Source organism: Salinisphaera sp. T5B8 (genome assembly GCF_040361255.1).
Taxonomy (GTDB): domain Bacteria; phylum Pseudomonadota; class Gammaproteobacteria; order Nevskiales; family Salinisphaeraceae; genus Salinisphaera.
This window is the reverse complement of the sequence record NZ_APNG01000008.1, coordinates 129259-143036: the sequence shown is the minus strand read 5'-3', so window position 1 is coordinate 143036 and position 13778 is coordinate 129259. Positions and strand designations below refer to the sequence as shown.

13 protein-coding genes are annotated in these 13778 nt (G+C 63.7%); 8 read left to right on the top strand and 5 right to left on the bottom strand.

The features are described 5' to 3' along the window. Nucleotides 1–82: 82 nt before the first annotated feature. From T5B8_RS09285 to sucC, 3 genes are all read right to left on the bottom strand, one after another. A complete protein-coding gene (locus T5B8_RS09285; protein WP_353178189.1) occupies nucleotides 83–1708 on the bottom strand; it encodes an NAD+ synthase in 1626 nt (541 codons plus the stop codon). Between the two features lie 254 nt (nucleotides 1709–1962). Further along, nucleotides 1963–2832: a succinate--CoA ligase subunit alpha gene (gene sucD, locus T5B8_RS09280; RefSeq protein WP_353178188.1), complete on the bottom strand. Its 870-nt coding sequence runs from the start codon at nucleotides 2830–2832 to the stop codon at nucleotides 1963–1965. Nucleotides 2833–2886: 54 nt separating this feature from the next. Then, entirely contained in the window at nucleotides 2887–4050 is a 1164-nt protein-coding gene (gene sucC / locus T5B8_RS09275) for an ADP-forming succinate--CoA ligase subunit beta (protein WP_353178187.1), read from the bottom strand. A 172-nt stretch (nucleotides 4051–4222) separates the two neighbouring features. Between sucC and T5B8_RS09270 the strand changes: the two genes are divergently transcribed. The 8 genes from T5B8_RS09270 (at nucleotide 4223) to T5B8_RS09235 (ending at nucleotide 11556) form a co-directional block, all read left to right on the top strand. Continuing rightward, nucleotides 4223–4468: a hypothetical protein gene (locus T5B8_RS09270; RefSeq protein WP_353178185.1), complete on the top strand. Its 246-nt coding sequence runs from the start codon at nucleotides 4223–4225 to the stop codon at nucleotides 4466–4468. Beyond that, a complete protein-coding gene (locus tag T5B8_RS09265) occupies nucleotides 4468–6114 on the top strand; it encodes a sensor histidine kinase (protein WP_353178184.1) in 1647 nt (548 codons plus the stop codon). Before T5B8_RS09270 ends, T5B8_RS09265 begins: the two co-directional genes overlap by 1 nt. Next, on the top strand, nucleotides 6101–7525 hold the full coding sequence (locus tag T5B8_RS09260) for a sigma-54-dependent transcriptional regulator (RefSeq protein WP_353178182.1): 1425 nt from the start codon (nucleotides 6101–6103) through the stop codon (nucleotides 7523–7525). The genes T5B8_RS09265 and T5B8_RS09260 overlap by 14 nt, the downstream gene beginning before the upstream one ends. Nucleotides 7526–7600: 75 nt before the next feature. Continuing rightward, nucleotides 7601–8827 (top strand): type II secretion system F family protein, encoded by a 1227-nt coding sequence (locus T5B8_RS09255; RefSeq protein WP_353178180.1) that lies wholly within the window; start codon nucleotides 7601–7603, stop codon nucleotides 8825–8827. Between the two features lie 70 nt (nucleotides 8828–8897). Continuing rightward, nucleotides 8898–9779 (top strand): prepilin peptidase, encoded by an 882-nt coding sequence (locus tag T5B8_RS09250; RefSeq protein ID WP_353178179.1) that lies wholly within the window; start codon nucleotides 8898–8900, stop codon nucleotides 9777–9779. A gap of 77 nt (nucleotides 9780–9856) precedes the next feature. After that, nucleotides 9857–10498, top strand: a complete 642-nt coding sequence (coaE, locus tag T5B8_RS09245) for a dephospho-CoA kinase (RefSeq protein ID WP_353178178.1) — start codon at nucleotides 9857–9859, stop codon at nucleotides 10496–10498. A gap of 84 nt (nucleotides 10499–10582) precedes the next feature. Next, the gene (gene zapD, locus T5B8_RS09240; protein ID WP_353178176.1) at nucleotides 10583–11353 is read left to right on the top strand and encodes a cell division protein ZapD; all 771 of its coding nucleotides are present in this window, start codon (nucleotides 10583–10585) and stop codon (nucleotides 11351–11353) included. Further along, a complete protein-coding gene (locus T5B8_RS09235; protein WP_353178175.1) occupies nucleotides 11353–11556 on the top strand; it encodes a DNA gyrase inhibitor YacG in 204 nt (67 codons plus the stop codon). The genes zapD and T5B8_RS09235 overlap by 1 nt, the downstream gene beginning before the upstream one ends. 29 nt (nucleotides 11557–11585) lie before the next feature. Here the strand turns inward: T5B8_RS09235 and T5B8_RS09230 are convergent, their stop codons facing one another. Further along, nucleotides 11586–12557 carry a Nudix family hydrolase gene (locus tag T5B8_RS09230; protein WP_353178174.1) on the bottom strand — a complete coding sequence of 324 codons (972 nt, stop codon included), beginning with the start codon at nucleotides 12555–12557 and terminating at the stop codon, nucleotides 11586–11588. Nucleotides 12558–12562: 5 nt separating this feature from the next. Then, a complete protein-coding gene (argJ, locus tag T5B8_RS09225; RefSeq protein ID WP_353178172.1) occupies nucleotides 12563–13777 on the bottom strand; it encodes a bifunctional glutamate N-acetyltransferase/amino-acid acetyltransferase ArgJ in 1215 nt (404 codons plus the stop codon). Between the last annotated feature and the right edge of the window lies 1 nt (nucleotide 13778).

Below are 13778 nucleotides of genomic sequence, written 5' to 3'. Positions count from 1 at the left end.
CGATCGGCGGCGTTCAAGCCGCCGCCGTGATACTTAGGGTACGCACGAGGCCCCTAAGCGTTTTAACGCAAAACCCGGCTGTCTATAGATCGCCATAGACGGCGGTAATAGGATAGCGCCGGTCACGACCGAAGGCTCGACGAGTAACCTTCGGCCCCGGCGCGGCCTGGCGGCGCTTGTATTCGTTGCGGCGGATCAGCCCGGCGACCTGACGCACATCCGCTTCGTCGAAGCCACGCGCACAAATTCCTTCGATGGATTCACCATCTTCGACATAGGCTTCGATGATCGGGTCCAGCATGTCGTATTCGGGCAGCGTATCGGTATCGGCCTGATCGGCACGCAGTTCCGCCGAGGGCGGGCGTGTGATCACGCGCTCGGGAATCGCGTCGCTGCGCGTGTTGCGAAATATCGCAAGCCGGTAGACCCAGGTCTTGTAGACATCCTTGAGCGGCGCAAAGCCACCACACATATCGCCATACAAGGTGGCATAGCCGACCGCCATTTCCGACTTGTTGCCGGTGGCCAGCACCACATGGCCGAACTTGTTGGACAGCGACATCAACAACGCACCGCGAATCCGCGATTGCAGGTTCTCTTCGGCGGTATCGGGCTCGCGGTCGCCGAACAGCGGTGCCAACGTATCCAGCAGCGCGGTAAAGCCTTTTTCGATGGGCAGTTCGTCGTAGTGCACGCCCATGCGCTCGGCCTGATCGGCGGCGTCGACATTGCTGATATCGGCGGTATAGCGCGAGGGCATGGAGACCGCCCAGACACGCTCGCCACCCAGCGCATCGGCCGCAATCGCCATGGCCAGGGCCGAGTCGATCCCACCCGAGGCGCCGATCAATGCACCGGGAAAACCGTTGCGGTCGACATAATCGCGGGTCGCACGCACCAGGGCATCGTAAATCAGGGCCTCGTCGGGTTCGTCGGCCACCACATCGCCGCGATCCGGGCTGTCGTGACCGCCGAGGGTATCCACACAGAACACGCCGGACTCGAATGCCGGGGCGCGCAACGTCAAGCGACCGCTGCGATCCACGGCACAGGAGCGCCCGTCGAAGACCAGTTCGTCCTGCCCGCCGACGCAGTTTACATAGCAGATCGCCAGATCATTGGCCTGGGCGCGTTCCGTGAGCAGGCCTTCGCGCTGTTTCTGTTTTTCGGCGTGAAACGGCGAAGCGTTGAGGTTGACCAATACCTCGGCGCCCGCGGCCTTGGCCTGGGCCGCCGGGCCCTGTTCCCAGATATCCTCGCAGATGGTCACCCCGACCCGATGCGTGCCGAGCTCGAAAACACAGGCGCTCTCGCCCGGCCGGTAGTGGCGGCGCTCGTCGAATACGCCGTAGTTGGGCAGGCACTGCTTACGATAGTGGGCAATGCGTTCGCCGTCGCGGATCACCGCGGCCGCGTTATAGATCACCTCGCCGGCATATTCGGGGTAGCCCACCACTGCGGTGATGCCGGTCAGACGCTCGGTAAGCATGGCCAGTGCGGATTCGATTGCATCCGGCAGACCACGCCGCAGCAGCAGATCGTCGGGCGGATAGCCCAGCAGCGACATTTCCGGAAACGCCACGATATCGGCGCCATCGCGATCGCGCGCGGTGGCCGCGGCATCGAGCATCTGGCGCGCATTGCCGTCGATATCGCCAACCCAGACATTGAGCTGGGCCAGCGCGATACGTAGCGAAGATTCGCCCATGACGTGTTCCATTCCCCGGCGTACCGCGGCATTCACAGCCGCGACACGATATGCATGACAGGCGCCAAGGATACGCCAGCTGTTACCGCTTGTGGCTGCTGGCAGCACGTGCAGGCGCGTACGCTATTCGCCGGCGCGCGCGACGGGCCGTATTCGTGACGCGTTTGTTTTCTCGAATTGCTTGCAGCGACGACAAAAAAAACCGGCGCCACAAGCGTGACGCCGGTTCGATGGTGCAAAGACCGCGGTCCGTTCTAACCGAGGATTTCTTCCATCTTGCTGCCGATTTCGGCGGTCGAACGCACGGTGGCCACACCGGCGGCTTCCAGCGCTTCGAACTTGTCGTCGGCCGTGCCCTTGCCGCCGGAGATGATGGCACCGGCATGGCCCATGCGCTTGCCGGGGGGCGCGGTCACGCCGGCGATATAGGCCACGACCGGCTTCTTCATGTTGTTCTTGATGAACTCGGCGGCCTCTTCCTCGGCGGTACCGCCGATTTCGCCGACCATCACGACGCCTTCGGTCTGGTCGTCGTTTTCGAACATTTCGAGCACGTCGATGAAGTCCAGGCCGTGGATCGGATCGCCGCCGATGCCCACGCAGGTGGACTGGCCGAGGCCGATGTTGGTGGTCTGGAAGACCGCTTCGTAGGTCAGCGTACCCGAGCGCGAGACGATGCCGATCTTGCCCTTCTTGTGGATATGCGCGGGCATGATGCCGATCTTGCATTCGCCGGGGGTGATCACACCGGGGCAGTTCGGGCCGATCAGCACGGAGTTGGACTCGTCCAGCACCGAGCGCACCTTGAGCATGTCCATGACCGGAATATGCTCGGTGATGCAGATGATGGTTTCGATGCCGGCAGCTTCGGCTTCGAGAATCGCGTCGGCCGCGAACGGCGCCGGCACGTAGATCATGGTGGCGTTGGCGCCGGTTTCGGCGACCGCGTCCGCACAGGTGTTGAACACCGGCAGATCGAGATGGGTTTCGCCGCCGCGGCCGGGCGTCACACCACCGACGATGTTGGTGCCGTAGGCGATGCACTGTTCGGAATGAAAGGTGCCCTGCGAGCCGGTGAAGCCCTGGACAATGAGTTTGGTGTCGTTATTGACGAGAATGCTCATGATTTGATCCTGGTCTAAAGCGTGTTCGTGGGAAGATCGATCGAAGGCCGGGTTTTAACCCTTGGCCTCGGCGACGACCTTCTTGGCCGCGTCGGTCAGATCCTGAGCGGCGATGAGATCGAAGTCGCTCTCTTCGAGCAGCTTGCGGCCCTCTTCGGCGTTAGTGCCTTCCAGGCGCACGACCACCGGCACGCTGATGCCGACATCCTTGGCCGCGGTGATGATGCCTTCGGCGATCAGATCGCAGCGCACGATACCGCCGAAGATGTTGACCAGAATCGCCTTGACGCCTTCACCGGCGGTGATCAGCTTGAATGCTTCGGTCACGCGCTCGGTGGTGGCGCCGCCGCCCACGTCCAGGAAGTTGGCCGGCTCGCCGCCGTGCAGCTTGACCAGATCCATGGTGCCCATGGCCAGGCCGGCACCGTTGACCATGCAGCCGATGTTGCCGTCGAGCTGGATGTAGTTCAGATCGTGCTCGGCGGCCTGGGCTTCGCGCTCGTTCTCCTGCGTGAGATCGCGCATATCCGCGAACTCCTTGTGCCGGAACAGCGCGTTGTCGTCGAAGTTGAGCTTGCCGTCGAGCGCCACCAGACCGCCCTGTTTGGTGGTGACCAGCGGGTTGATCTCGACCAGCGAGGCGTCGCACTCGACGAACATTTCATACAGGCCTTTCATGACCTTCACGAATTCGCCGACCTGCTTTTTGTCCAGGCCCAGAAAGAAGCCCAGCTGGCGGCCCTGGTAGGCCTGAAAGCCCGCGGCCGGGTGAATCGCGACCTGGGTGATCTTTTCGGGGGTGGATTCGGCGACTTCCTCGATATCCATGCCGCCTTCGGGCGAGGCGATGAAGGTCACGCGGCGCGTGGCACGATCGACGAGTACCGACAGATACAGCTCGGACTCGATATCGGCCGGCTTTTCGACATAGACCGAATTGATCGGCAGGCCGACATCGCCGGTCTGCTTGGTCTTGAGCTCGCCGCCGATCATGTCGCCTGCGGCCTGCTTGACCTCGTCCGTGCTGGAACAGATCTTCACGCCGCCGGCCTTGCCGCGGCCGCCAGCATGCACCTGGGCCTTGACCACCCATTTGTCGCCGCCGAGCGATTTCGCCGCCTCGACTGCCTCGTCGGCAGAACGCGCGACCTTGCCTTCGCCGGCAGGTACGCCATAGCGCGCAAAGATTTCCTTGGCCTGATATTCGTGAACGTTCATGGCATCGCCTTTTTGCAGAATCAATTCGTCGAGATGCCGCGCATTGTCGCTCTTGAGTGTGCATGCGACAACTTTGCATGCATGCGAGCCACCCCGACCTCGGCGACATCGGCACGCGTGCCGTATGATGAGACCTTCGTCACGCGCGGCTTTTTTCGATCGATTTCATGCCATGGCACGTCTGCTCGGACTCCTTCTACTCGTCGGTCTCGGCTGGCTGATCGTCAGACAGCTGCTCGGCGCGCGTCGACCGTCACGCGATACGTCGGCCACGCCGCGCTTTGAAAAAACGGTGCGCTGCAGCCGCTGCGGAGTGCATTTGCCCTTGGCCCTGTCCACCCGGGATGCCAACGGCGCGCCGATCTGTAACGACAGCGACTGCGACAAGCGCGCCTTTCGAAACGACCCCGACCACTGATGCGCACGCGCGCCCGGGGCGGTCTGATCCGCCACGCCGAGGACTGGCGGGCGATTACCTCGCTCAATATCTATCGCAGCCTGATCAGCTTCGGACTCGTGGGGTTACTGCTATTCGGTGCCGCCGAAGGCATGTTCGATGTCGCGCTGCCGGATACGTTTCGTATTACCTCGCTGCTGTATCTGGCCCAGTGCGCGCTCGGCTTGATGGCCGCGTTGTCGCGCAAGCCTGCCCTGCGCGTTCAGGTGGTCGTGGCCTGCGCGGTGGATATCGCCGCATTCACGGCGCTAACACTGGCCAGTACCGGCGTGTCGGGTGGCCTGGGCATGTTGCTGATCACGCCGATCGCCGCGGCCGGCATGCTGCTTCCGGCCCGGCTGGCAGCGCTGTTCGCGGCCTGTGCCGCAATCGGCATCATCGGTCAGGAAACCTGGCGCGCACTCGAACTGCCCGGTCAGGGCGCCGAATTCATCCAGGCGGGCATCCTCGGCGCGGTATTCTTCATCACCGCCGGCGTGGCCCACTGGCTGGCGCGGCGCGTACGCACCAGTGAGGCCCTGGCCGCGGAGCGCGCCAGTGAGGTGCGCGATCTGGCCACGCTCAATCGCCACATCATCCAGCAGATGGATATCGGCGCCGTGGTCGTGGATAGCCAGCGGCGTGTCCAGCTGATCAACGATGCTGCCATTCGCATGCTGGAACTCGAACACCGTTCGCATACCGACCGCGCGCTACGCCGGCTGTCGCTGGCACTGGATCGCGCGCTGTCGCAGTGGTCGGAACAGAACCCGGCGGCCAGCGAAATCATCCGCGCCGGTTCGCATGCGCTGCTGCCGACCTTCTCGACACTGGGTGACAACGACCAGGCCGGCACGCTGATCTTTCTGGAGGATGCGCTACGCCAGAGCGAGCAGGCCCAGCAACTCAAGCTGATTTCGATCGGGCGACTGTCTGCGAGCATCGCCCACGAAATCCGCAATCCGCTGGGCGCGATCAGCCATGCCGGGCAGCTGCTGGCCGAATCGGATGCCCTGGGCGCCGACGATCAACGCATGCTGGCCATCATCCATCGGCATACCCGGCGTATCGACGGCATCATCAACAGCGTGCTCGGGCTATCGCGACGTTCGCAGACCTCGCGGCGTACGCTTGCGCTGGCGAACTGGCTCGATGATGCGATCGACGACTACCTGACCTACAACGACGACTCGCCCGATTTCGATGTCGATACACTCGACCCCCAGCTGCAGGTCGAATTCGACCCCGATCATCTGCGTCAGGTGCTGTTCAACCTCTGGGACAATGCACAGTCGTACGCACGTCGCGACGGCGTGGTTCTGACCATTCATCTGAGCGGCCAGCGTAATCGCAGCAACCGCTTCTGCCTGGACATCCGTGATAATGGCCCGGGTATCGACACGGCGATTTTCAATCAGATCATGGAACCGTTCTTTACCACCACCCGCGAGGGCACCGGTCTGGGCCTGCATATCGCCGCCGAACTGTGCGAAGCCAACGGCGCCCAGCTTTTGCCGGTTGCACATTCCGCCGGGGCCTGCTTTCGTATTGTCTTTGCCCACGTGCGCGCGCCCGCTAGCCCGGCACGCTCTGCCTCCATGCCAGACAACCTTCATGACTTCGACTGATACCGCGCCCTATGCCCTGATCGTCGACGACGAAGCCGATATTCGCGAACTCGTCGAGATCACGCTGGCACGCATGTCGATCAACACGCTCGCGGTGGCCAACCTGAGCGATGCCAAACAAGCCTTCGACGAAGAACGCTTCGATCTGTGCCTGACCGACATGCGCCTGCCCGACGGCGATGGGCTGGAACTGGTGCGCTTTATCAGCGAACACGTCCCGCACTGCCCGGTTGCGGTGATTACCGCCTATGGCAGCGCTGACAGCGCGGTGGCCAGCCTCAAGGCCGGCGCCTTCGATTTCGTATCCAAACCAATCGATGTCGCTGGCCTGCGCGCGCTGGTGGCCCAGGCGCTCAAACTGGCGGGTCTGGACAACGACGCGCCGCCACATCCCTCGCTCGATGCCTCGCCGCGGCTGATCGGCAATACGCCGTCCATGCAACAGCTGCGCGAAACCATCGCCAAGCTCGCCCGCAGCCAGGCACCGGTCTATATCACCGGCGAATCCGGTACCGGCAAGGAGCTGGTCGCGCGCATGATCCATGCCGAAGGCCCGCGCATGGGCAGCGCGTTCGTGCCTGTCAATTGCGGGGCGATCCCCTCGGAACTGATGGAATCCGAGTTTTTCGGCTATGTGCGCGGCGCGTTCACCGGCGCCATGCGCGATACCCCCGGGCTGTTCGCCCGCGCCGATGGGGGCACGTTGTTTCTCGACGAGGTCGCCGATTTGCCGCTGACCATGCAGGTCAAGCTGCTGCGCGCAATTCAGGAGCGTGCGATCCGCCCGGTGGGCGCCAACGACGAAACCGCGGTCGATGTGCGCGTGATCTGTGCCACCCATCGCGATCTGGCCGCGGAAGTCGCGCGCGGGCGCTTTCGCGAGGATCTGTACTATCGCTTGAACGTCATCGAGGTGCATGTGCCACCGCTGCGCGAACGGCGCGCCGATATCGCGGCGCTGACCACACGCATTCTCGAGGCGCTGTCCCGCAAACTGCGCCTGCGCCATGCGCCCACACTCGCGCCCGACGCATTGCGCGCGCTCGAACAGTACGCCTTTCCGGGCAATATCCGCGAACTCGAAAATATTCTGGAACGCGCGGTGACCCTTAGCGAACACGCGGTCATCGAGCGTCAGTACCTGCGCCTGAACTCGCCGCTGCTGGAAAGCAGCGCGCGCGCGGAGGCCATGCCGGTAACCGCGCCTGCTGCGGCCGAAACCGCCACCGCGCAGGCGGTACCGGTGCTGGATACCAGTGTCGATCTGGAAACCCAGCTCGAGGCACTCGAGCGCGAGCGTATCCAGCAGGCCCTGGAAACGTGCCACTACAACAAGACCAAGGCGGCCAAGCATCTGGGCATCACCTTTCGCGCGCTGCGCTATCGATTGGCCAAGCTCGGGATGAATTAATCGCGAGCGCCGCCGATAACGCTCTATGCGGCGGGCAGGCCGCGTCGACCGACATTGGGCAGCACGAAAAACACCATGGCAAGCACGATGAGCGAGAACCAGACCTTCTTCTGGATCGGTACCGATCGCAGCGGCGCGCGTATCAAGGGTCAGACAGATGGCCCCAACGAAGCCATGGTCAAGGTCGCGCTGCGCAAGCAGGGCATCAACCCCATCCGGGCACGCAAGCAGACCACCATCTTCGGCCTGGGCGGCAAGCGCAAGAAAAAGATCAAGGCCGGCGATATCGCGATCTTCGCCCGCCAGATGGCGACCATGCTCTCTGCCGGCGTGCCGCTGGTGCAGTCGCTGGATATTATCGCCAAGGGCGCGGACAACCCGTCGCTGGGCGAACTGGTCGACGCGATTCGCGACGATATCGAAGACGGCCTGCCGCTGGCCCAGGCGCTGGCGCGCCACCCGAAATACTTCGACGATCTGTTCGTGAATCTGGTCGATGCGGGCGAGAAATCCGGCACCCTGGAATCGCTGCTCGACAAGATCGCGACCTACAAGGAAAAGACCGAGGCCATCAAGGCCAAGGTGCGCAAGGCCCTGTTCTACCCCAGCGCGGTGATCGTGGTCGCGATCGTCGTCATGGGTATTCTGCTGTACTTCGTGGTGCCGCAGTTCCAGTCGCTGTTCCAGGGCTTCGGCGCCGATCTGCCCGCATTCACGCTGCTGGTCATCAGCCTGTCCGAGGCGATCCAGGCCTGGTGGTGGTTGATCCTGGGCATTATCGCTGCCTCGTTCTATGGCTTTTTCCAGGCCCGATTACGATCGCGATCATTCAGGCGCATGAACGACCGCCTGGCGCTCAAGCTGCCCGTGATCGGCGATATCCTGTACAAAGCCGCCGTCGCCCGCTTCGCGCGTACCCTATCGACCATGTTCGCGGCCGGCGTACCGCTGGTCGAAGCGCTGGATTCGGTAGCCCGCGCCTCCGGCAATATCGTGTTCGAGGAAGCGATCCTGCAAATGCGCGATCAGGTCTCCTCCGGCGTGCAGTTGCAGCTGGCCATGACCAACACCGGCCTGTTTCCGAGCATGGCTTTGCAAATGGTCGCCATCGGCGAGGAGTCGGGTTCGCTCGACGCAATGTGTTCGCGTGTGGCCGATTTCTATGAGGCCGAGGTCGACAACCAGGTGGATGCGTTGTCATCGTTGCTCGAACCCATGATCATGGCGATCATCGGCGTACTGGTCGGCGGTCTGGTGATCGCCATGTACCTGCCCATCTTCAAGCTCGGCTCGGTCGTGTGATGGTCGTCGATAAAAGGCCCAACCACCCCATGCACCATCGCGCCGGCGACACGGACTCCGATTGACGTCGATGCAGACACTCTTCGCCCAGCAGCCGGTCTTTTGCTATATCGCCGTGGCGCTGTTCGGGCTCATCGTGGGCAGCTTTCTCAACGTCGTCATTCTGCGGCTGCCGCGCATGATGCAAGCCGAATGGCGTGCCAGTGCTGCGGAAATTCTCAATCAACCGGTCGCGGTCAGCGCGAGCAGCCGGGTCACGCTATCGCAGCCGCGTTCGACCTGCGGGCATTGCCAGGCGCCGATCAAGCCGTGGCACAACATCCCGGTCGTCAGTTTCCTGTTGCTACGCGGTCAGTGCGCAAACTGCGCCCATCCGATCTCGTTGCAATATCCGGCGGTCGAGATCACCAGCGCGGTGCTGGCGGTCATCGTGGTCGCGGTGTTCGGCATGACGCCATTCACGGGCTTCGCACTCATATTCACCTGGACACTGATCGCCTCAGCCATGATCGACTGGCAGACCCAGTTCCTGCCCGACGCGCTGCTGCTGCCCTTGCTCTGGCTGGGTCTGCTCATCAGCCTCGGTTACGAGCACAACTTCAGCCTGGTCGATCCGGGCACCGCCATCATCGGCGCCGCCAGCGGTTATCTCGTGCTATGGCTGGTCTTTCACCTGTTTCGTCTGGTGACCGGCAAGCACGGCATGGGCTATGGCGATTTCAAGCTACTGGCGGTGATCGGCGCCTGGCTGGGCTGGCAGGCCCTGCCCATTGTGCTGCTCATGTCGTCACTGGCCGGGGCCGTGGTCGGCGGCGCGCTCATGCTCACGGGCTTTCTGGAGCGTGGCAAGCCGATGCCGTTTGGCCCCTGGCTGGCGCTGGCCGGCTGGCTGACACTGGTTGCAGGCGATACAATCGGCGGCGCGTATTCATCGCTTGCCGGTTTGCGCTAGTGGCAGACACCCCTATTTGCTTTGGTGATCGCGCCGCTGGTGATGCATCGTGTTCCGGCTGCAAAGGACAATAGCAAATGCCGAGTAGTCTCGTCGTCGGCCTTACCGGCGGCATCGCCAGCGGTAAGTCGTTGGTTTCCAGTGCATTCGAACGTCTTGGCGTGACCGTGATCGACGCCGACGTGGTCGCCCGCGACGTGGTCGAACCCGGCCAGCCGGCCCTCGAAGAGATTGTCGAGCGCTTCGGCGCCGACATCGTCGACGACCAGGGCCGGCTGCGCCGCCGCGCACTGCGCGAGATCGTGTTCGCCGACGATGCACAGCGCAGCGAACTCGAGCGCATCACCCATCCACGCATTCGTGAAGAGCTCGCGCGCCGACGCGATGCGGCCCAGTCCGACTACTGTCTGCTCGTGGTGCCGCTGCTGGCCAAATCCAGCATGCGCGATCTGGTCGATCGCGTGCTCGTGGTCGACGCACCGGAAGTCGTGCAGATGGACCGGCTGATGTCGCGCGACGATATCAACGAGGATCTTGCCCGGCGCATGATCGCCGCCCAGGACAGCCGCGCCGAGCGCCTGGCGCTGGCCGACGACGTGCTCATCAATACCGGCCCACGCAAGGATATCGCCGATCTCGCCGCGGCCCTGCACGCCGGTTATCTGCGTCTTGCCCAGGGTGAGGTGGCCGATCTGCCGCCGCTGCATCTGCCCGGTTGAATATGGTCTTGGCATGCAGCGCACTTTGATTGCGCTGTGCACACGCATAGACTGATCGCCTGATTCATCCACCGAGGGTTGTCTGTGGCAGACCACGGCGCGTTCTGTTACGAGCAGCCGCTCAACGAACGCATACGCACTTTTCTGCGTCTGGAACATCTGATCGCGCGTCTGCGCCATCATGAAGTCGACGAAAGCCCCCTGGGCCGACGAGCCACGCTCGACGCACTGATCGATATCCTCAACGTGATGTCGCGTTACGACACCCGTGCCGAGGTGAGCAAGGAACTGGGCAGTCGCTATGCGGCATTCGAAAAACTCGCCGACCGCGATGATGTCGATGATCGTGCCCTGCGTCAGGTACTCGACGAACTCGATACGCTGGGCCGGGCGATGCAAACCATGCCGCCCCAGTTTGCCTCCTATCAGCTGCGCGACAACGAGTTGCTTAACAGCCTGAACAATCGCAGCGCGATTCCCGGCGGTGACTGCGGCTTCGATCTGCCGGCCTACCAGCACTGGCTGGCGCAAGGCAGCGCGGCCCAGAGCCGCGATCTGAAAGCCTGGACCGGCTATCTCCAGCCGTTCGAGCAATCCATCAATATGCTGCTGCGGTTGCTGCGCGACAGCACCGAACCGGGGCTGCATACCGCCAAGAAAGGGGTACTGGTCCACAATATGGACCCGAGCACGCAGCTCATCCGGGTATTGCTCGACGATGGTCGCGTGTTTCCCGAAATCAGCGCCGGGCGCCACCGCGCGACCATTCGCTTCGTCGAAATTCAGGACAAGAAGCTGCGCGTGCGCCAGTACCCGTCCAATGTCGAATTCCGTATGGCCTGTTGCCGTTTCTAATGACCCAGACGATCGAATGCCCGCAATGCGGCAAACCCGCCCGTATTAGCGGCGATAATCCCTACCGCCCGTTCTGCTCGCGTCGCTGCAAGCTCATCGACCTCGGCGACTGGCTCGACGAAAGCAACCGTATTCCCGACCCCAGCGGCTCGGCAGGCCCGATGCCGACCGACGGCTCGGACGACTCAGGCCTGCCCCACTGATCGATGACGCGCGCCCGACATGGGCGAAATCAGCCAACGTCCGGCCAGAAGGCACGTATGGCCGCCACGCCCTGCGCATTATGCTGGCGCGCGTTCTGCAGATCGGCTTCGCCCAGGCCCCCCAGGGCATACACGGGCAGCCCGTAATCGGCGCGGGCTGCGTGCCAGCCATCCCATCCCAGCGCTTTGGCGCCGGGATGCGTGGGTGTCGCAGCCACCGGCGAGAGCACGGCAAAATCGGCACCGCGTTCCACCGCCATGGCCAGATCCTTGCCGGTATGGGCCGAGACGGCCAGTCGCTGACCCGACGCCAGCGCGGGCCGGCCGGCCTCGATCAGGCGTGCCAGCGGCCAGTGCAGACCATCGGCCCCGACCGCCCGACAAAGCGACAGGGAACGATCGACAAGCACCGCAACACCCTGTGCATGGGCGGCCTCGATCACCTTTGCGGCCAAGGCCTGGTATGCGGCATCGTCCAGGCCCTGATCGCGCAGGCGCAGCAGCGGCATGTCCGGCCGGGCAATCAACGCCTCGAAACGCGCCCACCACTGCTGTGAATCGGCTGCGCTGAGCGCCGGGGTAATCGCATATCGTGCCGGCAGATCGAGCGCGCAGAGAATCACGTCGGTGGCCGGCAACAACCGGTAGTCGGCCAACGCGCCGCGTTCGGCCCAGGCCAGTTCCTGGCCTTCGAGGCCGCTCGGCTCGCCCTGCCACTGATCGATACGCCAGACATGCAGGCGTACCGGCCGCTCGCCCTTGTGATGGGTAAAACGAATCAGCGGCGCATCGAGCCGGCAGTCGTGTACGCCGATTTCCTCGGCCAGTTCGCGGGCCAGGCAGTCGGCCATGGGCTCGTCGCCTTCGCGCTTGCCGCCGGGGAATTCCCACAGGCCTTCGCCGGGTGTTCCGGCGCGGCGACGCGCGATCAACAACCGGCCGGTGTTGTCGACCAGTATCCCGACCGCAATATCCAGCGGCGCCTGCTCAGTCGCGCTCATCGTGTTCAACTACGGTATTCGGCGTTGATTCGCACGTATTCGTAGGACAGATCGGACGTCCAGATACGTGCATGGGCGTTGCCACGGCCCAGGTCGATGGCGATGGTGTATTCGCTTTTGGCCATTACCGCGGCCGCGTCGGCTTCTGCATAGTCGTCGCGCGGCTCGCCATCGGCGACGATCGCGACATCATCGAGCGCAATCGCTACTCGATCGATCCCGAAGTCGGCAACGGGCGCGCGACCCACTGCCGCCAGGATACGCCCCCAGTTGGGGTCGCCGGCAAAGCAGGCGGTCTTGACCAGCGGCGAATGGGCGACCGTGAATGCGACTTCGCGCGCCTCGTTCGCGTCGCGCGCGCCGGTGACATCCAATGTGATGAAGCGGGTCGCCCCCTCGCCGTCGCGCACAATGGCCTGCGCAAGCTCGCGGGCCAGATCGGTGAGCGCTTCCATGAAGGCAGGCCAGCCCGCGCTGTCGCGCGCAACCCGCGCCCCGGCGCCGGTGGCGCAGGCGATACAGGCATCGTTGGTGGAGGTGTCGCCATCGACGGAAATGGCATTGAAAGAAGCGGTCATCGCCTCACGCAGGGCGTGGTCGAGCGTGTCGCGATCGATCGCAGCGTCGGTGGCGATGAACGACAGCATGGTCGCCATATCCGGACGAATCATGCCCGAGCCCTTGGCGATGCCCGTGAGCGTTACCGTCGCGCCATCGCCGATATCGACATGGCGCGATGCGCCCTTGGCGACGGTATCGGTGGTCATGATGGCCTGGGCGGCATCCAGCCAGTGATCGGTATCCAAACGTCCGCCCAGCGCGTCGATGCATGCCTGCATACGCGCAAGCGGCAGATGCTGGCCGATCACGCCGGTGGAAAACGGCAATACCTGTTCGGGGTCGATCGACAGCGCGGCCGCGGTGCGCTCGCAGCAGGCGAGCGCATCGGCTTCACCGCGCCGGCCGGTACCGGCATTGGCGTTGCCACTGTTGACCAGCAGTGCACGAACGCGACCGATCGCCAGATGCCGCTGGGCCACGCGCACCGGCGCGGCCGCGAAGGCGTTTTGCGTGAATACGCCGGCAACCGTGGCGGTATCGGCGAGTTTGAGCACGGCCATATCGTTGCGACCGGGCTTTTTGATCGCCGCCTCGCCCACGGCCCATTCGGCGCCGGCCACCGGCGTCAAACGCCCCGGCGCACTCAGATTGACGGCCATA

Coding starts and splice junctions, on each gene's coding strand:
- T5B8_RS09285 (WP_353178189.1), bottom strand. CDS start 1,708: ATGGGCGAATCTTCGCTACGTATCGCGCTGGCCCAGCTCAATGTCTGG.
- sucD (WP_353178188.1), bottom strand. CDS start 2,832: ATGAGCATTCTCGTCAATAACGACACCAAACTCATTGTCCAGGGCTTC.
- sucC (WP_353178187.1), bottom strand. CDS start 4,050: ATGAACGTTCACGAATATCAGGCCAAGGAAATCTTTGCGCGCTATGGC.
- T5B8_RS09270 (WP_353178185.1), top strand. CDS start 4,223: ATGGCACGTCTGCTCGGACTCCTTCTACTCGTCGGTCTCGGCTGGCTG.
- T5B8_RS09265 (WP_353178184.1), top strand. CDS start 4,468: ATGCGCACGCGCGCCCGGGGCGGTCTGATCCGCCACGCCGAGGACTGG.
- T5B8_RS09260 (WP_353178182.1), top strand. CDS start 6,101: ATGACTTCGACTGATACCGCGCCCTATGCCCTGATCGTCGACGACGAA.
- T5B8_RS09255 (WP_353178180.1), top strand. CDS start 7,601: ATGGCAAGCACGATGAGCGAGAACCAGACCTTCTTCTGGATCGGTACC.
- T5B8_RS09250 (WP_353178179.1), top strand. CDS start 8,898: ATGCAGACACTCTTCGCCCAGCAGCCGGTCTTTTGCTATATCGCCGTG.
- coaE (WP_353178178.1), top strand. CDS start 9,857: ATGCCGAGTAGTCTCGTCGTCGGCCTTACCGGCGGCATCGCCAGCGGT.
- T5B8_RS09235 (WP_353178175.1), top strand. CDS start 11,353: ATGACCCAGACGATCGAATGCCCGCAATGCGGCAAACCCGCCCGTATT.
- T5B8_RS09230 (WP_353178174.1), bottom strand. CDS start 12,557: ATGAGCGCGACTGAGCAGGCGCCGCTGGATATTGCGGTCGGGATACTG.
- argJ (WP_353178172.1), bottom strand. CDS start 13,777: ATGGCCGTCAATCTGAGTGCGCCGGGGCGTTTGACGCCGGTGGCCGGC.